The sequence below is a fragment of the Collimonas sp. OK242 genome, from assembly GCF_900107095.1.
In the GTDB taxonomy this organism is placed as follows: Bacteria; Pseudomonadota; Gammaproteobacteria; order Burkholderiales; family Burkholderiaceae_D; genus Collimonas.
The window spans coordinates 89,822-107,959 of sequence record NZ_FNOR01000007.1 but is presented as its reverse complement, the minus strand read 5'-3'; the positions used below and the strand labels follow the sequence as shown (position 1 = coordinate 107,959).

Genomic DNA, 18,138 nt, shown 5'->3' with positions numbered 1-18,138 from the left:
CGGAAGAGATGGCAAATGATTAACGAAGCTTTTTTGAATGATCCGTACCCCGCCTACCACGCCCTGCGTGCCGAAGGCGCGCTGCATTGGAGCCCTGAGTTCTGCGGCGGCGCCTGGCTGCTGACCGGCCACGCCGACGTCGCCAGCGTGTTGCGCGATCCGCGTTTCTCGGTGCGCCGCGCCGGCGGCTGGGCCAATAGCAGCGGCCCGGGGGCGTTGGCCGAACTGCGCGAATTCAAACGCATTTTTTCGCGTTCGCTATTGTTCGTGGATGCGCCGCAGCACAGCCGTTTGCGGCAGGTGATGAATGCCGGTTTCAAACCGGCGGCATTGCAGGAATTGGGGCCGCAGATCCAGATTATTGTCGATCGTCTGCTGGACCGGGTATTGGCTAAAGCCGCTGACAGCGGGTCCGGGCAATTTGTTGAGTTTGACTTTATGCGCGATTTCGCCCGCCCCTTGCCGGCGCTGGTGATCGCCAGCATGCTCGGCATCGCCGCCGAAGACCGCAGCGAATTTGTCGCCTGGTCCGACGATATCGCCGCCTTCATCGGCAGCCCGACGCCGACGCTGGAGATCGCCCGCGCGGCGCAGGTCAGCCTGATCGCCATGAACGAATATTTCCGCCAGCTGTTGCCGCAGCGTCGCGCAGCATTGGGCGACGACCTGATGAGCCAGCTGATACGCGCCGAAGCCCAAGGCGGCATCATCACCACCAAGGAATTGCTGGCACAGTGCTGCACGCTGCTGTTCGCCGGCCATGAAACCACGCGTAACCTGCTCGGCAACGGCATACTGGCGCTGTTGCAGCATCCGCAACAATGGCAGGCTCTGCAAAGCACGCCGTCGCTGCTGCCGTCCGCCTTAAAAGAATTACTGCGTTTCGACAGCCCGGTGCAATATACCGGCCGCCGGCTCAAGGTCGATGTCGAGATGCACGGCCAGTTGATGAAAAAGGGCGATCTGGTGATCCCGCTGATCGGCTCCGCCAATCGCGATCCCGCCAAATTCACAGATCCGGACCGGCTCGACATCGCGCGCAACCAGGGCGCCCATCTGTCCTTCGGTTATGGCCCGCATGTCTGCATCGGCGCAACGCTGACCTATCTGGAAGCAGAAATCGCAATGCGCAGCGTGATGCGGCGCTTGCCGCAACTGCAGTTGGCCGGCGACAGCCAGTCATGGGGCGGCAACGCGGTATATCGCAGCCTGAACCAGCTGTCGCTAAAATTTGCACGGCCGTCGGCGGCAGTGCAAGCAACACTAGCGGAAGCCCAATATGCCTGAGCTGCTGACCCAGATCCGCGCGCAGCTGGCTGCGCTGCAAGAGCAGAAACTGCTGCGCAAGCGGCGCATCGTCGACGGTCCGCAGGGGCCGTTGCTGGATGTCGAGGGCCGCCAATACCTGGCTTTTTGCAGCAACGATTATCTCGGCCTGGCGAACCATCCGGCTCTGCGCGCTGCAGCGCAGGCGGGGCTCGATCAATACGGCGTCGGCGCCAGTGCATCGGCCTTGATCAGCGGCCACACCAGCGTAGTCGAGGAACTGGAACTGGCGCTGGCGGAATTCGTCGGCATGCCGCGCGCCCTGCATTTTTCGACCGGCTACATGGCGAACATGGGAACCATCCCGGCGCTGGTCGGCCCGGGCGATATCGTATTTTCGGATCGCCTGAATCACGCCTGTCTGATAGACGGTGCGCGCTTGTCGGGCGCGCAGTTCCGCATCTACCCGCATGCCGATATGGCAAGGCTGGAACAATTGCTGGCCAAGAGCGGCCACCCGCGCAAGCTGATCGTCACCGATGGCGTTTTCAGCATGGATGGCGATATCGCGCCGTTGCCCGAACTGCTGGCCCTGTGCGAAAAATACGATGCCTGGCTGCTGGTCGACGATGCCCACGGTTTCGGCGTGCTGGGGCCGCAAGGACGAGGCAGCCTGGCGCATTTCGGCATGCAGTCGCAACGCATCCTGTATATGGGAACCCTGGGCAAGGCGGCGGGAGTGGCAGGCGCGTTCGTCGCCGGCGACGCGCTGCTGATTGAATGGCTGCTGCAGCGGGCGCGCACCTATGTGTTTACGACGGCCAGTCCGCCCATGCTGGCGAGCGCTTTGCTGGCAGCGGTCAAGCTGATGCAGACCGAAGATTGGCGGCAACAGCACGTGCGCGATTTGACCGCGCGCCTGCGCAGCGGGCTGGCCAGCTTGCCTTGGCCTTTGCTGCCGTCAGAGACTCCGGTGCAAGCGTTGATCGTTGAAGATAATCAGCTGGCGCTGGACCTGATGGCCGGGCTGCGCGAGCAAGGCATCTGGGTGCCGGCGATCCGGCCGCCGACCGTGCCGAAAGACACTGCGCGCCTGCGCATATCGCTGTCAGCGGCGCACAGCATCGAACAAATAGATCAGCTGGTCAAGGCACTGCATGTGCTGGCCGATAATCATGTGAGGAACACAATTGCGTAAAAATAGTACAGCTACACCTGCACCAAAGTCGGATCTGGTTCAGCGTAGCCTGAACAGCGTCTGGCATCCGTGCACCCAAATGCAGCACCATGAATCGGTGCCGCTGATCGCGGTCAGCCGCGGCCGCGGCGCCTGGCTGTATGACGCCGACGGCAAACGCTACCTGGATGCGATCAGCTCCTGGTGGGTCAACCTGTTCGGCCACGCCAATCCACGCATCAACGCCGCCTTGAAGGATCAGCTCGATCAGCTCGAACACGCCATGCTGGCCGGCTTCACGCACGAACCGGTAGTGCAGTTGTCGGAGCAGCTGGCGGCGCGCACCGGCAATGTGCTGGGCCATTGTTTCTATGCGTCCGACGGCGCCTCGGCAGTCGAGATCGCCTTGAAGATGAGTTTCCATGCCTGGCGCAATGCCGGTTACGCCGACAAGCAGGAATTCGTGTGCCTGAAAGGCAGTTATCACGGCGAAACCATAGGCGCGCTGGCGGTGACCGATGTCCCCTTGTTTCGCGATGCCTATGGCCCCTTGCTGCGCCAGGCGCATGTCGTGGCGTCGCCCGATGCGCGCGGCGCACGCGACGGCGAGAGCGCTGCCGACGTCGCCCATCGCGCCGCCGCAACGCTGGAAAAATTACTGCAGCAGCGTTCCAGCCATATCGCCGCCATCATCATCGAGCCGCTGGTGCAATGCGCCACCGGCATGGCGATGCACGACCCGGTTTATCTGCGCGAATTGCGTGCTTTATGCGACCGCTACAAAGTCCACCTGATCTTTGACGAGATTGCCGTCGGCTGCGGCCGCACCGGCACTTTCTTCGCGTCCGAACAGGCGGCTGCGCCGGGGAAGGCGCCGATCTGGCCGGATTTCCTGTGTCTGTCGAAAGGCATCAGCGGCGGTTACCTGCCTTTGTCGCTGGTGATGACGCGCGACGAAATCTATCAGGCGTTCTACGATAACGACCTGGCGCGCGGGTTCCTGCACTCGCATTCCTACACCGGTAATCCGCTGGCTTGCCGCGCTGCGCTGGCGACGCTGGCGATTTTCGAGGAAGACGATGTGCTCAACGCCAATCGCCAGCGGGCGCAGCGGATTACAGCCGCGTTGGCGCCTTTGGCGCAGCATCCGAAAGTGCAGCATTTCCGGCAACGCGGCATGATCTGGGCGTTTGATGCCGTCATCGACAGCAAGGCGCATGCAGCGACCTTTTCACGCCGGTTTTTCAGCAGCGCGGTGGAGCATGAATTGCTGTTGCGGCCGATCGGAAAAACCGTCTACCTGATGCCGCCGTATATTCTCGACGACGAAGAGATCGAGTTGCTGGCAACCCGCACTGCAGCGGTTTTCGAGAGCGTGATCGAACATGACTAAGGCTATCGCCAAGACGCAAAAGGCCGCGTGGTTCGTCGCCGGCACCGATACGGAAATCGGCAAGACGCTGATCGCCGGCGCTTTGCTGCACGGACTGAGCAAAGCCGGCGTGCGCAGCGCCGGCATGAAACCGGTCGCCGCCGGCGCCGTATTGCGCGATGGCGCCTGGCACAACGACGATGCCGATATTCTGGCGGCGGAGGCCAGTGTGCAGCTGCCGCAGGAACTGACTACGCCGTTTCTATTGCGCCAGGCGACCGCACCGCATATCGCCGCGGCGCAAGAAGAACGGCCGATTGAACTGGCGCATATCCTGTCCTGTTACCGCCAGCTCGCCGCGCTGGCCGACGCCGTGGTAGTCGAAGGCGTGGGCGGTTTCCGCGTGCCGCTCAACGATAGCGACGACACCGCCGACCTGGCGCAGCAGCTCGGCTTGCCGGTAGTGCTGGTGGTCGGCTTGCGACTGGGTTGCATCAGCCACGCACTGCTGACGGTTGAAGCGATTGCCGCGCGCGGTTTGCGGCTGGCCGGCTGGGTTGCCAACACGGTCGACGCCGCCATGCTGAATGGCGATGCCAACATCGCCGCGTTGAAGAATCGCATAGCCGCGCCGTTTCTGGGCCACGTGCCGCGCATGAACGCCTTGCCCGCCAAGGCGCTGGTCGAGGCCGCCGCCGGCCATTTGAATTTTTCCTGTTTGCCGGGTTGGCCTGCGTCATCCGGCAACACCTAACTCTTAACCGTATTCCCTCAACACAAAGGAAGTCAGATCATGTCATCGCAACCAATTACATTCCAGCCCGCCGCCAAGCCAATGGTGCTGCCAGCCGACGCCAAATGGCCGGTGCAAACCGTGCTGGATCTGTTCAACCTGCCGTTCAACGAATTGTTGTTCAAGGCGCAGCAAACGCATCGCGAACATTTCGACCCGAATGAAGTCGAGCTGGCGACGCTGTTGTCGATCAAGACCGGCGGCTGCCCGGAAGACTGTGGCTACTGCCCGCAAGCGGCACGTTACGACACCGGCGTCACCGCGCAAAAAATCCTGCCGCTGGACACCGTGCTGGAAGCCGCACGTCAAGCCAAGGCGCATGGCGCAACCCGTTTCTGCATGGGCGCCGCATGGCGCGAGCCGAAAGACCGCGACCTGGAAAAAGTCGAAGAAATGGTGCGCGAAGTCAAGGCGCTGGGCCTGGAAACCTGCGCCACGCTGGGCATGCTGGGCGAAGGCCAGGCTGAGCGCCTGAAGGGCGCCGGCCTCGATTACTACAACCATAATCTCGATACCGCACCGGAAATCTACGGCGACATCATCACCACCCGCGATTACCAGAACCGCCTGGATACGCTCGACAGCGTGCGCGGCGCCGGCATCAAGGTCTGCTGCGGCGGCATCGTCGGCATGGGCGAATCGCGCCTGCAACGTGCCGGCCTGGTGGCGCAACTGGCAAACCTGGAACCGTATCCGGAATCGGTACCGGTGAACAATCTGGTGCAAGTCGAAGGCACGCCTTTGCACGGCATCGCGCCGCTCGACCTGTTTGAATTCGTACGCACGGTGGCAGTGGCCCGCATCACCATGCCGAAGGCGCGCGTGCGTTTGTCGGCAGGCCGCCGCCAAATGGGCGACGCCATCCAGGCCCTGTGTTTCCTGGCCGGCGCCAATTCGATTTTCTATGGCGACAAACTGCTCACCACCGGCAATCCGGAAGTGGAAGAAGACCGCGCCCTGCTGGAAAAACTCGGCATGCATTCGCGTTCATCAGCATTCGATGCACGTTGTGAAGTTACCGCCGACAGCAATACCCAACCGCAATAAATATAAATGGGGGAGACAGCATGTTTACCAAGATACTGATTGCCAATCGCGGCGAGATTGCCTGCCGCGTGGCAGCCACAGCACGGCGCATGGGCATCAAGACCGTGGCCGTATATTCGGATGCCGACGCCGGCGCCAAGCACGTTGCGGTGTGTGACGAGGCGGTGCTGATCGGACCGGCCGCGGCCAAGGAAAGTTACCTGCGCGCCGACAAGATCATCGAGGTGGCCCTGGCCACCGGCGCGCAGGCGATTCATCCTGGCTACGGTTTCCTGTCCGAAAATGCGCAGTTTGCCCAAGCTTGCGCCAAGGCCGGCCTGGTATTCATCGGCCCGCCCGCCAGTGCGATTTCGGCGATGGGCTCGAAGTCGGCCGCCAAGGAGTTGATGGAAAAAGCCGAGGTGCCGCTGGTGCCCGGTTATCACGGCGCGACCCAGGATGCCGATTTTTTGCAGCAGCAAGCCGATAAAATCACTTACCCGGTGTTGCTGAAAGCCAGCGCCGGCGGCGGCGGCAAGGGCATGCGCATTGTCGAGCAAAGCGCCGATTTCAAGGCTGCGCTGGCTTCCTGCAAACGCGAAGCGATCAACAGCTTTGGCGATGACAAAGTGCTGGTCGAACGTTACCTGACGCGTCCGCGCCACATCGAGATCCAGGTGTTTGCCGATACCCAGGGCGATTGCGTCTATCTGTTCGAGCGCGACTGCTCGGTGCAGCGGCGCCATCAGAAAGTGCTGGAAGAAGCGCCGGCGCCGGGCATGACGCCGGAACGCCGGCGCGCCATGGGCGAGGCGGCGGTGGCGGCGGCCAAGGCAGTCGGTTATGTCGGCGCCGGTACGGTGGAATTCATCGCCAATCAGGACGGTTCTTTCTATTTCATGGAAATGAACACCCGCCTGCAGGTAGAACATCCGGTGACGGAAATGATTACCGGCCTCGATCTGGTCGAATGGCAGTTGCGGGTAGCTTCAGGCGAACCGTTGCCACTCAGGCAGGAGCAATTGACACTGAGCGGCCACGCGCTGGAAGCGCGTATCTATGCAGAAAATCCGGACAAGGGCTTCCTGCCGTCGATAGGCACCTTGCGCCATCTGCGCACGCCGGCGGCCACCGAGTTCGAAGTCAGCCAATCCGGCGCCAGCATCGTCCGGATCGATTCCGGCGTGCGTCAAGGCGATGCGATTTCACCGTTTTACGATCCGATGATCGCCAAGCTGATCGTCTGGGGCCAGGACCGGCAGCAAGCATTGGCTGCGATGGCGAAGGCGCTGGCGCAATACCAGATCGTCGGCCTCGCCAGCAATGTCAAATTCCTGCAGCGCCTGATTGCCGGCAAGCCGTTTTCCGAAGCGGATCTGGACACCGGTCTGATCGAACGTCATCACGCTACCCTGTTTCCCGCCGCTATTCCGGTGGCGATCGAAGTATTCGCTTTGGCGGCGGCGTCGCTGTTGCTGTCGGAACGCAATGCTGCCCACAATGCCGGCAGCGATCCGTGGACCAATACCGATGGCTGGCGCCTGAACGGCAGCCTGCAACGTCGACTCGCATTTGTCGACGACGGCAACGCCAGCCCGCTCGACGTCACGTACGAGGCAGGCCGCTGGTTGCTGCATCATGAGCAATTCGACGCCCAGACTTTCAAGCAGATGACCGTGCTGGAGCAAGACGGCAACGCCATCGAAATCAGCCTCGGCGACAGAACCGTAGCCGGCACCGTAGTGCGCGAAGGCGAACAGTTCCACGTGTTTTACGCCGGCAGCCAGCACACGCTGGGTTATGTCGATCCGCTGCTGCATGCCGGCGACAGCGAAGCCGAAGGCGGCCGCCTCACGGCGCCTATGCCAGGCAAGATCGTCGCGCTGCTGGTAACGCAAGGCGAACAGGTAAAAAAAGGCGCACCATTGCTGATCATGGAAGCGATGAAAATGGAACATACGATCGCCGCCCCGGCCGATGGCCTGGTCGAGGAGCTGTTGTATGCCGTAGGCGACCAAGTGAGCGAATCCGCCCAATTGCTGGTCTTTAAGATGGCTTGAAGAATCGCAGATCTAGTTAAATGGGGTCAGAGTTTTTTTACGACAAGCTTCACCGTCGTAAATTACACTCCCCGCGCGGCTCTGACCTCACTTAACGGACCACGGAGTACAAAAGGTAGCAGACAAATTCGTTAAGGAACAAATAGTGAAACTCCTGTGTTACGTACCGCCAGGTTCCGACTTCGAAAACTGGATAGCCGACTTCGGCGCAGCACTGCCGCAAGCAGAGATCCGCTTTTGGCAAGAAGGCGACAACGCCCCAGCCGATTACGCGCTGGTATGGCGCCCGCCCGCCGCCATGCTGCAGGGACGCCACGATCTCAAAGCCATCTTCAATCTCGGCGCCGGAGTCGACGCCATCCTGCAATTAGGCGCAGCGCTCCCCGCTGGCGTGCCGTTAATCCGGGTCGACGACGGCGGCATGGCGCTGCAAATGGCAAATTACGTGACGCATGCCGTGCTGGGTTATTTCGGCCGTCACGACATTTACCGGCAACAAGCTGCGCGCGGTGAATGGCGGCCATTGCCGGCGCCGGACAAACGCGATTTCAGTATCGGCATTCTTGGCATGGGCGTGCTGGGTTCGCGTATCGCCGAGGCCTTGGCGCATTTCGAGTTTCCATTGAATGGCTGGAGCCGCAGTCCGAAACACCTGCCGGGAGTGCGCAGCTTTGTCGGCGACGACGATCTCGACGCTTTCCTGCGCGCATCGCGGGTACTGGTGTGCATCCTGCCTTTGACTGATGCCACGCGCGGCATCGTGAATCGACAAAACCTGCAGAAACTGCAAAAGGGCGCTGACGGCGCAGAGGGTGCTTACCTGATCAATGTGGCCCGCGGCGGCCACGTAGTCGAGGCAGATCTGCTGGCATCGATCCAGGAAGGGCAAATCGCTGCCGCGACACTGGATGTATTTGAGCAAGAACCTTTGCCGCCAGCCCACCCGTTCTGGCTAGAGCCGCGCATCACGATCACGCCGCATATATCGGCTGTGACGGTGGATGTAGACACGGTCCGGCAGATCCGCAACAAGATACTGGCGCTGGAAAATGGCCAGAGCGTAAACGGCGTAGTCGATCGTACCAAAGGCTATTGAAATTTGAGAATCAAGTATTGAAAAACAGGTGATGACATGACATTCCCCAGCAAAGTGAAAATCGTCGAAGTCGGCCCGCGCGACGGCCTCCAAAATGAAAAGGAAACCATCCCGGCCGCAGTCAAGATAGCGCTGATCGACCAGTTGACCAGCGCCGGCTTCGTCAACATCGAAGCCGCCTCCTTCGTATCGCCGAAATGGGTGCCGCAGATGGCAAGCTCCAGTGAAGTGATGGCTGCCATCCAGCGCAAGCCGGGAGTCGTCTATTCCGCTCTGGTGCCCAACATGAAAGGCTTGGAAGCGGCGCTGGCGGCCGGCGCCGACGAGATGGTGATCTTCGGCGCGGCATCGGAAGCGTTCTCGCAAAAGAATATCAATTGCTCGATCGCCGAATCGATCGAACGCTTCCGTGAGGTGGCGCATGTCGCCAAGCAAGAGGGCAAGCGTCTGCGCGGCAGCATCAGCTGCGCTTTCGGCTGTCCGTACCAGGGCGAAGTGAGCATAGATGCGGTAGTCGATGTGCTGCATCGCTTGCGCGACCTCGGCTGCGACGAAATCGATATTGCCGACACCATCGGCGTCGCCACGCCGAACAAGGTGCATGCGGTGATGCAAAGACTGGTGCAGGAATTTCCGATTGAGCGCCTGTCGGGGCATTTCCATGACACCTATGGCCAGGCCTTGGCAAATATTTATGCCAGCCTGGAAGTCGGCATTTCGATTTACCACTCGTCTGTTGCAGGCCTGGGCGGCTGCCCGTATGCTAAGGGCGCGACCGGCAACGTATCGTCGGAAGACGTGCTGTATCTTATGCAAGGACTCGGCATCGAAACCGGTATCGATCTCGATGCGGTAGTCGATGCGGGGCAGTTTATCTCGGCGCATCTCGGACGCAAGGCGGTCAGCCGCGCAGGCAACGCCATCGCGGCCAAGCGCATAGGCTGATTTAAGGCAGTATCAGATCAGAAAATTTTCAATGAAATGAAAAACGAGATGAAATCCGAATGAAACCACTTCCTGACAGCGCCCAACGGGTGGCCGATCTGCTGACGGCAATGGGACATGACAGGCAAGTCGTCATGTTGCCGGAAACCGGCAAGACCTCAGCCGAGGCCGCCGCCGGGCTCGGCTGCAGCGTGGCCGAGATCGCCAAGTCGATTGTATTCAGGCGCTTGAGCGATGACGCCGCCGTGATGGTGGTGGCCAGCGGCAGCAATCGGGTGGATGAGGCCAAGGTGGCGGCGCTGGTCGGTCCGCTGGGGAAGGCGGACGCGCGCTTCGTCAGGGAGCGTATCGGTTATGCCATCGGCGGCGTTTGCCCTATCGGTCACCTCGGCAAAACGGTGATGCTGATAGATCAGGATTTGCTGGAGCTTGGCAGCGTCTGGGCTGCGGCCGGACATCCGCACGCGGTCTTCAGCCTGACGCCGCAGCAGCTGGTAACGATGACCGCGGCGCCGGTTGCCGACGTGGCGCTGCGGGCCGATCGTTGAACCATGGCCTCATGGCCGGTTGCAGACGCGGCTCGGGCAGCTTGAAAAAATCAATATTATTTACTTTTCCTGCTGTATCGCTTGGCTGGCGGCCGGGGCTGCCTCCTTATCGAAATGCAGTTTCAAAGCCATGATCTCGCGCGATACCTCTGCAGGAAAACCTTTACGCGTCCCCCTTTGATCGAGCAAGAGTTCGGCAAACAGCTCCTCGCCGGCAGAACGCCTCAGCCAAACCTCGGCAAATCGGTTAGCGATACGCGGATAATGTTTGATTAGCCACAAGGGCCAGATTTCCGTGGGCAGCGATATCAGCCAGTTATATGTCTGCGCCTGCAAATTCAAATCGGCAGGCCCTAGCATCCGGCGCAGATGCTCCCAATTTTTTTCTTGTCTGCGCTGCAGATCTTTATCAAGTATGGCTTTTGCTTCTGAGACTGAGACTTTTTCGAATGGAATTGCGTCCATAACGCCTCCAAAAAAGGGGGGCTGCCGAGCCGGATTTACCACTCTTTAGACAATAATGAATCGCTTCTTGCTTCGATTGTAGCGTTCAGCCTTAATAGAAACTTAGTTGCTTGGCGGAATTTATTTTACACCTTTTTAGCCGATGCACATCGATGCTTCTCAGCAGGCAGTGTCGCGTATTATGGCAACGATAACCAGCAGAATATTTCGGGGTATAGTGAAAAACATGCAACTCGAACACTCCGGCTTGCAGCAAGAGCAAGCGCTATGCGGGAGCGCTGACGACGCCAGTCCTGATTACAGGGCATCGCCCTGCATCAACGTGTGCGTGATGAACGCAGCCAGCGGCCTGTGCGACGGCTGCCTGCGCACCCTGGATGAAATTGCCGCATGGAGCTGCGCCAGCGATGAGCAGAAGCGTGGCATCTGGCAGCATATCCAGCGACGGCGGGCGGCAGCATGACGGCGCCGCATTTGCCGCCGAGCATGCGCGTGCTGGAACGCGGCTGGCTGTCTTCCAACAACATCCTGTTCCTGGGCCGCGAACAAACGGCGCTGGTCGACAGCGGCTACCTGAACCATGCGGCGCAAACCGTGGCGCTGGTGGCGCACGGCTTGCAAGGCAGGCCGCTGGACCGCTTGCTGAACACGCATCTGCATTCCGATCATTGCGGCGGCAACGCAGCTTTGCAGCAAGCCTGGCGCTGCCATACATCGATTCCGGCCGGGCAGGCCGCGCAGGTACGCAGCTGGGACCGGGATGCGCTGAGTTACAACGGCACCGGCCAGCAATGTGCGCCTTTCAGTTTCGACGATACCTTGCAAGCGGGCGACCAGCTGACGCTCGGCGACATGCAGTGGCAGGTGCTGGCGGCAGCCGGCCACGATCCGCATTCCCTGATTTTTTATTGCCAGGAGCACGGCATCCTGATTTCCGCCGATGCTTTATGGGAAAACGGTTTCGGCGTGATCTTTCCGGAACTGGATGGCGAATCAGGTTTTGCCGAAGCGCGGGCGACGCTGGAATTGATCGCCACGCTGGACGTGCGCCTGGTGATTCCGGGCCATGGCGCTCCATTCAGCGGCGTCGCTGCGGCGCTCGATACGGCCTTCTCACGACTCGCCTATCTGGCTGCCGATCCGCAGCGCAACGCGCAGAATGCCATCAAGGTTTTGCTCAAGTTCTTGCTGTTGGAACGGCAACAGATCAAATTGACCGAAGTGCCGGCCATGCTGGCCAGCCTGCCTTTGGCGGCGGCCGCCAACCGGCGCTATCTGCAGCGCAGCGTAGCCGACCTGAGCGAGTGGGCTGTAGCGCAACTGCTGCGCGCCGGGGCAGCTGAAATACGTGACGGTTTCTTATACAACCGGCATTAAGCCGGTCCCCGACGCTCGGCTGACAGGCAATGGCAGGCAGGATTCCGGCCGGGTTTTAGAGGACAAAATCTAGCACGATCGTACTTTTTCATTCTCCTTTTCCCCCTATAATCAAACTCTTCATCCCCAATACAAGAGGTTGTTATGGCATTGCCCGTTGCGTTGCAAAACCTGAGCCTTCCCGTGATAGGTTCGCCGATGTTCATCGCCAGCGGCCCGGCCCTGGTCGCTGCGCAATGCAAGGCAGGCATCGTTGGTTCGTTCCCGGCCCTGAACGCCCGTCCGGCGGAATTGCTGGATGTCTGGCTGACGGATTTGCAGGCGGAACTGGCTGCTTACAAGGCGGAGCATCCTGACGCAAAAATCGGGCCGATCGCGGTCAACCAGATCGTCCATCAATCGAACGACCGCCTGGCGCATGACGTCGCCGTCTGCGTCAAGCATCGGGTGCCGATCATCATCTCCAGCCTGCGCGCGCCGCCGCCGGAAATGATGGATGCGATCCATGGCTACGGCGGCATCGTGCTGCATGACGTAATTTCGATCCGCCATGCGCAAAAGGCGCTGGAAGCTGGAGTCGACGGCCTGATCCTGGTGGCCGCCGGCGCCGGCGGCCATGCCGGGCCTTTGTCGCCGTTTGCGCTGGTGGGTGAAGTACGTAAATTCTTCAAGGGACCGATCGCCCTGTCTGGCGCAATCGCCACCGGCGACGCGATCCTGGCTGCGCAAGCGATGGGCGCCGATTTCGCCTACATCGGTTCGCGCTGGCTGGCGACCAAGGAAGCCCATGTCGACGATGCCTATCGCCAGGCGATTGTGGAATCGACGGCGGCCGACGTGGTGTACACCAATCTGTTCACCGGTGTGCATGGCAACTACCTGAAAAAATCCATCGTGAATGCCGGCCTCGATCCTGAGAATTTGCCGCAAGCCGATAAATCGAAGATGAATTTCGGTTCGGGCGGCAGCGGCGCCAAAGCCTGGCGCGATATCTGGGGCGCCGGCCAGGGCGTCGGTCTGATGGATGACGTGCCGAGCGTGGCGCAGATGGTCGGTCGTTTGCAGACTGAATATCAGGCTGCGCGCCAGCGTCTGGCACTGTAATTCAGTACGGCGTGGGCATCAATGTCCACGCAAGACCTAGATGAGGACGGCTGTCAGCCAATCGGACAAAATCTGTGACAGTTGCGCCGGCTTTTCCAGCGGCGTCATGTGGCCGCAGTCCTCGATCACCACCATGCCGGCGGCAGGAATCCGGGCCGCCATCAGCTGAGCTTCGGCGATGCTGCTGAGCCGGTCGTTGCTGCTGGCGACAATCAGCGTCGGGCAGCGGATGTTTTCCAGTTCGGCGTAGCCATCGCTGCGCAGCGCCGACAATTGGCGGATGAAGACTTCCTTGCCGTTACGCAGCGCCATCGCCTGCAGACGATCCAGCAGCACCCGCTCATGGGCGCGATCCGGATGCAGCGACGATCCCAGCGCGCGGCTGGTCAAACCCTTGAACGGCACTTGCCTGGCCAGCTCCAGTTGCATCCGGTTGCCGGCAATTTCACGCGGATCCTGCTGGCGCGCCGAGGTATTCAGCAAGGCCAGCGCGATCACCCGTTCCGGCGCCTGCTGCATGATCGCCTGCGCCGCGTAGCCGCCCATCGAAAAACCGATCAGGACGAAGCGCGGCGGGGCGTTCTGCAAGACGCGCGCAGCCATCGCGCTGATCGAATCATCCTGGCCGAGATCGCCGAAATGCAGCTGGCCCAGTTGCGCCAGGCCGTCGCGCATATCGTCCCACAGGGTGTGATCCAGCATGAAGCCGGGCAGCAGCAACAGCTGGGGCAAGCTGCGATCGTGCTTGACAGACTGCATCATTATTTCTTCACCACTTCCTGTTCCACTACCATGTCGAGGGTCCATCTGATGGCGCTGGCGTCGGCTGGCGGGTTGCCGACCTGCTCTTCCAGAATCCGCAGCCGGTAAGCGATACCGGGCTCAAAATTGAACCCCTGGATGTTGCCGTACCAGAGCTGCCACGGATCTTCCTTGCGCTCGCGGATCTGCAGGCAGGTGGTGCGCATCGCGCCGGCGCTGCAAGCCACTTTTTGCGATGCGACATAGATGAACTTGATTTGCGCCGCGGCGCCCGGCTTTTCGCGCGCATGGAAACGCAGGGTTTGACCATCCAGGGTTTTCATTTCCATCTGCTGGCCGTCGATCTTGTATTGATTCACCGCTTGCAGCTGGTCGAGGAAGGCGGCTTCGAATTGCATTGCCGGTCCGGGGCAGGCCATGCGGGTTGTCACCGCCTGGACGATCGTCAGCTGGCCGGTCGCGCGTATCGAGTAGGGCGCCGAGAACTGATTGCAGCCGGCACGGCCGCTGACTCTTCCCTTGCCATTTTCCTGAGCGAAATTCAAGATCACCGGCTCGCCGTTGTCGCCATGCGGCACGCTGTGCCCGGTCCAGTGCGTCAGTTCCCAGTGCGATGCCGCGAGTGCTGCATCGTTGTCAGCCGTCGGTTGCGGCGGAGCGCCGGCGCAGGCCGCCAGGGTCAGGCCGGCAGCGGCGCCGAGCGCCAGGCAGCGGATCAGGCAACGGGGAAGCGCTGTATGCGAGGTGAGCGTCATAGAGATTCCATGCAAAGGGTTGGCGTACAAACGCAGGCGCATATTTTAGCGTAATGAAGTGGGTTCTATTCCAGCCATCTGGCGCGGCTGGCCGCCAGCGCCACCGCAATGCACAGCACGCCGACCAGCGACAAGGCCGCGGGCAGTCCGAAGCCGTGCGCCAGAAAGCCGATGAGCGGCGGCCCGATCAGGCCGCCGGTATAACCCATGGTGGTGACGCCGGCCAGCGCGGTCGGGCCGTGGCGGCCGGCGGCGCTGAAGATGAAGGGGAAGATGGTGGCGACGCCGACGCCAGTCAGCGCAAAGCCGGCGATGGCGAACGGGATTTGAGTGACAAGTAACGCGATCAGCATGCCGATACCCGCCGTCAAGGCGCCGCCGGCGACCACACGGCGCGCACCGAACGCTTCTTTCAGCTTGTCGCCGATGATGCGCGTCAGCAGCATCATGCCGGCAAAGAACGCAAAGGCCAGCGGCGCCACGCCGTCGCCGGCCAGCAAGCGGTCCTTCATGTAGACCCCGCTCCAGTCGGCCACGGAGCCCTCGACGATCGCGCCGCCGAAGGCCACCACGCCGAGCGCAATCAGCGGGCCGTGCGGCAATGCAAAGTGTTTTGTGCCGGCGATATATTGCGGCCGGTCATTCGGCAAAGCGCGGTAGCACAGCCGCAGCGGAATCGCCACACAGGCGGCGATCAGGCTGAAGTGCAGTAATGGCGTGATCCCCATGCCGGCAACGGCGCTGCCGAGCAAGGCGCCGGACAAGGTGCCGACGCAAAACCAGGCGTGCAGCTGCGACATGATCGAGCGCCCGGCGCGTTGCTCGGCTGCTGCGCCGAGTGCGTTGATTGCTACATTGAAGCAGCTGGAGCAAACGCCCAGGCAAAGCATCGCCAGCATCAGCAGCGGCAGCGTGGGCGCCAACGCCAGGCAGGGGATGGCGATCAACAGCAGCAGGCCGGCATACCAGCTGGCGCGGCGCGCGCCGTAATGGCCCACCAGCCATGCCGCCAGTGGAAATGAGCCGACTGCGCCAATGCCGCCGCCCAGCAGGAACAGGCTGAGGCCGGCCGGATCCAGTTGCAGGCTATCGCGCAACGCCGGGATGCGCGAGACCCAGCTGGCATAGATCACGCCCAGCAACAGGAACAGCAGCGGCAGCGCCGCCCGACGCATGCGGGTAATGACGATGGGGACGGCGGCCGGTGTTGCGATCGAGTTGGGCATTGCGAGAGAGATTGATGGCTTGCGCGGATTGCACAGACTGCAGAGGATGACCATGGCTGACGGCGAGTCGTCAGCCATGGTCCTGGACGATCAGAAGTCGGCAGGCATGTCTTGCAGATGGGTCTGCAAAGCATCCAGCAACGCCTGGCAAGCCTGGTCGGTACCCACCGTGATGCGCAGGAACTGGGCAATGCGGGCACTGCTGAAATGGCGCACGATGATGCCGTCGGCGCGCAGGCGGGCTGCCAGCTTGGCGCCATCGTGGCGTGGATGGCGCGCAAACACGAAGTTGGCGGCCGACGGCAGCACGTCGAAGCCGAGCGTCGTCAAGCCGCTAACCAGGTGCTGGCGGCTAGCCATGACTGCCAGCCGGGTCTTGTCAAAGTGCGCCTGGTCCTTGATCGCCGCGGTAGCGCCGACAATCGCCATGCGGTCCAGCGGATAGGAGTTGAAGCTGTTCTTGACCCGTTCCAGCGCCGTGATCAGGTCTGGCTGGCCGATCGCAAAGCCGACCCGCAAACCGGCCAGCGAACGCGATTTGGACAAGGTCTGCACCACCAGCAGATTGGGGTAGCGCGCCACCAGCGGAATCGCGCTGTCGCCGCCGAAGTCGACGTAGGCCTCATCCACGATCACCACGCAGTCGGGCTGGCCGGCCACCAGCCTTTCCACTTCGGCCAAGGGCAGCAGGCAGCCGGTAGGGGCGTTCGGATTCGGGAAAATGATGCCGCCGGCGGCGGTGTTCAGGTAATCGTCAACCCGCAGCGTAAAGTCCTCGGCCAGCGGCACCAGCCGATGGGCGATCTGGTACAAGCCGCAATAGGTCGGATAAAAACTGTAGCTGATGTCCGGGAACAGGATCGCTTGCTCATGCTGCAGCAAGGCTTGGAAGGCATGCGCCAGCACTTCGTCGGAACCGTTGCCGACAAACACGTGGGCCGGCGTGATTCCGTGCGCGGCATGTTGTTCGGCCAGCGCCAGTTTCAGCGGCTCGGCATCCGGATTGGGATACAGCCGCAGGTTGTCGCCCAGTTCGGCGCTCATGGCCGCCAGCGCCAGCGGCGACGGACCATAGGGATTTTCATTGGTATTGAGCTTGACCAGCTTGCTCAGCTTGGGTTGTTCGCCGGGGGTGTAAGGCGTCAGGCGGCTGACGATGGGGCTCCAGAATTTGCTCATTGTGTCGCTAAAGAAGGTAAGGGCTACAGCCAGGCGTATAAGATAGGGCGAATAAGCCATATGGTAGCAAACCCGGCGCGGTCTGGCTGCTGCCGCTGAAATTACCGGTGTACCGGACTCTGGCATTGACTTGATTTATATCAAAGTAAATTCAGGCGCATCCCCTTAAAGTGCAAGCCGACATGGACTATATAGGAATGGAAAATGAAGAAATCAGCATTGTTGGCAACGTTATTGGCACTGGGTTTTGTGGTTGGGGACGCCATGGCGCAAGAAAGTCCCTGGCAGGTACGCGTGCGCGCCGCATACCTGAAACCTGCGGACCATTCGGATCCGATTGGCGGCGTCGGCGCATCCGATCGTTTGCATGTCAATGACAAGACCATACCGGAAGTCGATATTTCCTACTTCTTTACGCCAAACTGGGCGGCCGAACTGGTCTTGACTTATCCGCAGAAGCAGGATGTTGCGCTGGATGGAAAAAAAATCGGCACGTTCAAGCATTTGCCGCCGACGCTGACGATGCAATACCACTTCCTGCCGCAAGCGCAGTTCAGTCCCTATCTTGGCGCCGGGCTTAACTACACGCGCATTTCCAGCGTCGATCTGCTGAATGGCGCAGGCAGCCTGGATCACAGCAGCTGGGGTCTGGCATTGCAGGCCGGTCTTGATTACAAGCTGGATAAAAACTGGTCCTTGAATCTGGATCTGAAAAAACTGCAGATTCGCAGCGATGTCTACGCCGGAGGCGAAAAAATCAGTCGCGTCAAGATCGATCCGTGGTTGATCGGCATGGGTGTCGGTTACCGTTTCTAAGCAGGATTTGCTTGCCTGCCGTTTAAAAATCGATTGTCTCCTCAGTCTTTACACTGGCTGTTGCGCGCCGGGCATGAAACTGCCTGGCGCGTTTTTTTTGGGGCTGCTGGTAACATAGAGGGCTCAACGCGCGGACCAGGTCCGCGCTATTTCATTTGCGTTACAGGAGCC

General features: G+C 60.9%; 18 protein-coding genes. 13 read left to right on the top strand and 5 right to left on the bottom strand.

All coding sequences use genetic code 11. The features are described 5' to 3' along the window. Window positions 1-15 precede the first annotated feature (15 nt). The 9 genes from BLV81_RS09130 to BLV81_RS09090 all read left to right on the top strand — a co-directional run bounded on the left by BLV81_RS09130 (window position 16) and on the right by BLV81_RS09090 (window position 10,283). Complete coding sequence (locus BLV81_RS09130) at window positions 16-1,287, top strand: cytochrome P450 (RefSeq protein ID WP_092354598.1); 1,272 nt, start codon at window positions 16-18, stop codon at window positions 1,285-1,287. Continuing rightward, window positions 1,280-2,464 (top strand): 8-amino-7-oxononanoate synthase, encoded by a 1,185-nt coding sequence (bioF, locus tag BLV81_RS09125; protein WP_092354595.1) that lies wholly within the window; start codon window positions 1,280-1,282, stop codon window positions 2,462-2,464. The genes BLV81_RS09130 and bioF overlap by 8 nt, the downstream gene beginning before the upstream one ends. Further along, window positions 2,457-3,836 carry an adenosylmethionine--8-amino-7-oxononanoate transaminase gene (gene bioA, locus BLV81_RS09120; RefSeq protein WP_092354593.1) on the top strand — a complete coding sequence of 460 codons (1,380 nt, stop codon included), beginning with the start codon at window positions 2,457-2,459 and terminating at the stop codon, window positions 3,834-3,836. Before bioF ends, bioA begins: the two co-directional genes overlap by 8 nt. Beyond that, window positions 3,829-4,569, top strand: coding sequence for a dethiobiotin synthase (gene bioD / locus BLV81_RS09115; protein WP_092354590.1), 741 nt, complete (start codon window positions 3,829-3,831; stop codon window positions 4,567-4,569). The genes bioA and bioD overlap by 8 nt, the downstream gene beginning before the upstream one ends. Window positions 4,570-4,608: 39 nt before the next feature. Continuing rightward, a complete protein-coding gene (bioB, locus tag BLV81_RS09110) occupies window positions 4,609-5,655 on the top strand; it encodes a biotin synthase BioB (RefSeq protein WP_092354587.1) in 1,047 nt (348 codons plus the stop codon). A 20-nt stretch (window positions 5,656-5,675) separates the two neighbouring features. Next, complete coding sequence (locus tag BLV81_RS09105; protein WP_092354585.1) at window positions 5,676-7,694, top strand: acetyl/propionyl/methylcrotonyl-CoA carboxylase subunit alpha; 2,019 nt, start codon at window positions 5,676-5,678, stop codon at window positions 7,692-7,694. A 145-nt stretch (window positions 7,695-7,839) separates the two neighbouring features. Further along, on the top strand, window positions 7,840-8,790 hold the full coding sequence (locus BLV81_RS09100) for a 2-hydroxyacid dehydrogenase (protein ID WP_092354582.1): 951 nt from the start codon (window positions 7,840-7,842) through the stop codon (window positions 8,788-8,790). 36 nt (window positions 8,791-8,826) lie between these two features. Then, complete coding sequence (locus tag BLV81_RS09095; RefSeq protein ID WP_092354580.1) at window positions 8,827-9,735, top strand: hydroxymethylglutaryl-CoA lyase; 909 nt, start codon at window positions 8,827-8,829, stop codon at window positions 9,733-9,735. A gap of 59 nt (window positions 9,736-9,794) precedes the next feature. Further along, complete coding sequence (locus BLV81_RS09090; protein WP_092354578.1) at window positions 9,795-10,283, top strand: YbaK/EbsC family protein; 489 nt, start codon at window positions 9,795-9,797, stop codon at window positions 10,281-10,283. Window positions 10,284-10,343: 60 nt separating this feature from the next. On the opposite strand, the gene BLV81_RS09085 is transcribed toward BLV81_RS09090, so the two are convergent. Further along, a complete protein-coding gene (locus tag BLV81_RS09085; RefSeq protein ID WP_092354576.1) occupies window positions 10,344-10,748 on the bottom strand; it encodes a hypothetical protein in 405 nt (134 codons plus the stop codon). A 226-nt stretch (window positions 10,749-10,974) separates the two neighbouring features. On the opposite strand from BLV81_RS09085, the gene BLV81_RS09080 reads away from it, so the two are divergent. From BLV81_RS09080 to BLV81_RS09070, 3 genes are all read left to right on the top strand, one after another. Then, window positions 10,975-11,211, top strand: coding sequence for a DUF1289 domain-containing protein (locus BLV81_RS09080; RefSeq protein ID WP_092354575.1), 237 nt, complete (start codon window positions 10,975-10,977; stop codon window positions 11,209-11,211). Continuing rightward, on the top strand, window positions 11,208-12,125 hold the full coding sequence (locus BLV81_RS09075) for an MBL fold metallo-hydrolase (protein WP_092354573.1): 918 nt from the start codon (window positions 11,208-11,210) through the stop codon (window positions 12,123-12,125). The genes BLV81_RS09080 and BLV81_RS09075 overlap by 4 nt, the downstream gene beginning before the upstream one ends. A 144-nt stretch (window positions 12,126-12,269) precedes the next feature. Beyond that, window positions 12,270-13,229 carry an NAD(P)H-dependent flavin oxidoreductase gene (locus BLV81_RS09070; RefSeq protein WP_092354571.1) on the top strand — a complete coding sequence of 320 codons (960 nt, stop codon included), beginning with the start codon at window positions 12,270-12,272 and terminating at the stop codon, window positions 13,227-13,229. A 36-nt stretch (window positions 13,230-13,265) separates the two neighbouring features. Here the strand turns inward: BLV81_RS09070 and BLV81_RS09065 are convergent, their stop codons facing one another. From BLV81_RS09065 to hisC, 4 genes are all read right to left on the bottom strand, one after another. Further along, window positions 13,266-13,991, bottom strand: coding sequence for an alpha/beta fold hydrolase (locus BLV81_RS09065; protein ID WP_369823846.1), 726 nt, complete (start codon window positions 13,989-13,991; stop codon window positions 13,266-13,268). Continuing rightward, a complete protein-coding gene (locus BLV81_RS09060; RefSeq protein WP_176992806.1) occupies window positions 13,991-14,746 on the bottom strand; it encodes an META and DUF4377 domain-containing protein in 756 nt (251 codons plus the stop codon). The genes BLV81_RS09065 and BLV81_RS09060 overlap by 1 nt, the downstream gene beginning before the upstream one ends. Before the next feature lie 65 nt (window positions 14,747-14,811). Beyond that, window positions 14,812-15,972, bottom strand: coding sequence for an MFS transporter (locus BLV81_RS09055; protein WP_092354568.1), 1,161 nt, complete (start codon window positions 15,970-15,972; stop codon window positions 14,812-14,814). Between the two features lie 90 nt (window positions 15,973-16,062). Next, complete coding sequence (gene hisC / locus BLV81_RS09050) at window positions 16,063-17,151, bottom strand: histidinol-phosphate transaminase (RefSeq protein WP_092355042.1); 1,089 nt, start codon at window positions 17,149-17,151, stop codon at window positions 16,063-16,065. Between the two features lie 204 nt (window positions 17,152-17,355). Between hisC and BLV81_RS09045 the strand changes: the two genes are divergently transcribed. Then, window positions 17,356-17,967, top strand: coding sequence for an OmpW/AlkL family protein (locus BLV81_RS09045; protein WP_092354567.1), 612 nt, complete (start codon window positions 17,356-17,358; stop codon window positions 17,965-17,967). Window positions 17,968-18,138: the final 171 nt, after the last annotated feature.

What these genes read in the sequence shown, in the direction of transcription:
- BLV81_RS09130 (WP_092354598.1), top strand. Translation starts at nt 16, where the DNA reads ATGATTAACGAAGCTTTTTTGAATGATCCGTACCCCGCCTACCACGCC.
- bioF (WP_092354595.1), top strand. Translation starts at nt 1,280, where the DNA reads ATGCCTGAGCTGCTGACCCAGATCCGCGCGCAGCTGGCTGCGCTGCAA.
- bioD (WP_092354590.1), top strand. Translation starts at nt 3,829, where the DNA reads ATGACTAAGGCTATCGCCAAGACGCAAAAGGCCGCGTGGTTCGTCGCC.
- bioB (WP_092354587.1), top strand. Translation starts at nt 4,609, where the DNA reads ATGTCATCGCAACCAATTACATTCCAGCCCGCCGCCAAGCCAATGGTG.
- BLV81_RS09105 (WP_092354585.1), top strand. Translation starts at nt 5,676, where the DNA reads ATGTTTACCAAGATACTGATTGCCAATCGCGGCGAGATTGCCTGCCGC.
- BLV81_RS09095 (WP_092354580.1), top strand. Translation starts at nt 8,827, where the DNA reads ATGACATTCCCCAGCAAAGTGAAAATCGTCGAAGTCGGCCCGCGCGAC.
- BLV81_RS09090 (WP_092354578.1), top strand. Translation starts at nt 9,795, where the DNA reads ATGAAACCACTTCCTGACAGCGCCCAACGGGTGGCCGATCTGCTGACG.
- BLV81_RS09085 (WP_092354576.1), bottom strand. Translation starts at nt 10,748, where the DNA reads ATGGACGCAATTCCATTCGAAAAAGTCTCAGTCTCAGAAGCAAAAGCC.
- BLV81_RS09080 (WP_092354575.1), top strand. Translation starts at nt 10,975, where the DNA reads ATGCAACTCGAACACTCCGGCTTGCAGCAAGAGCAAGCGCTATGCGGG.
- BLV81_RS09075 (WP_092354573.1), top strand. Translation starts at nt 11,208, where the DNA reads ATGACGGCGCCGCATTTGCCGCCGAGCATGCGCGTGCTGGAACGCGGC.
- BLV81_RS09070 (WP_092354571.1), top strand. Translation starts at nt 12,270, where the DNA reads ATGGCATTGCCCGTTGCGTTGCAAAACCTGAGCCTTCCCGTGATAGGT.
- BLV81_RS09065 (WP_369823846.1), bottom strand. Translation starts at nt 13,991, where the DNA reads ATGATGCAGTCTGTCAAGCACGATCGCAGCTTGCCCCAGCTGTTGCTG.
- BLV81_RS09060 (WP_176992806.1), bottom strand. Translation starts at nt 14,746, where the DNA reads ATGACGCTCACCTCGCATACAGCGCTTCCCCGTTGCCTGATCCGCTGC.
- BLV81_RS09055 (WP_092354568.1), bottom strand. Translation starts at nt 15,972, where the DNA reads ATGCCCAACTCGATCGCAACACCGGCCGCCGTCCCCATCGTCATTACC.
- hisC (WP_092355042.1), bottom strand. Translation starts at nt 17,151, where the DNA reads ATGAGCAAATTCTGGAGCCCCATCGTCAGCCGCCTGACGCCTTACACC.
- BLV81_RS09045 (WP_092354567.1), top strand. Translation starts at nt 17,356, where the DNA reads ATGAAGAAATCAGCATTGTTGGCAACGTTATTGGCACTGGGTTTTGTG.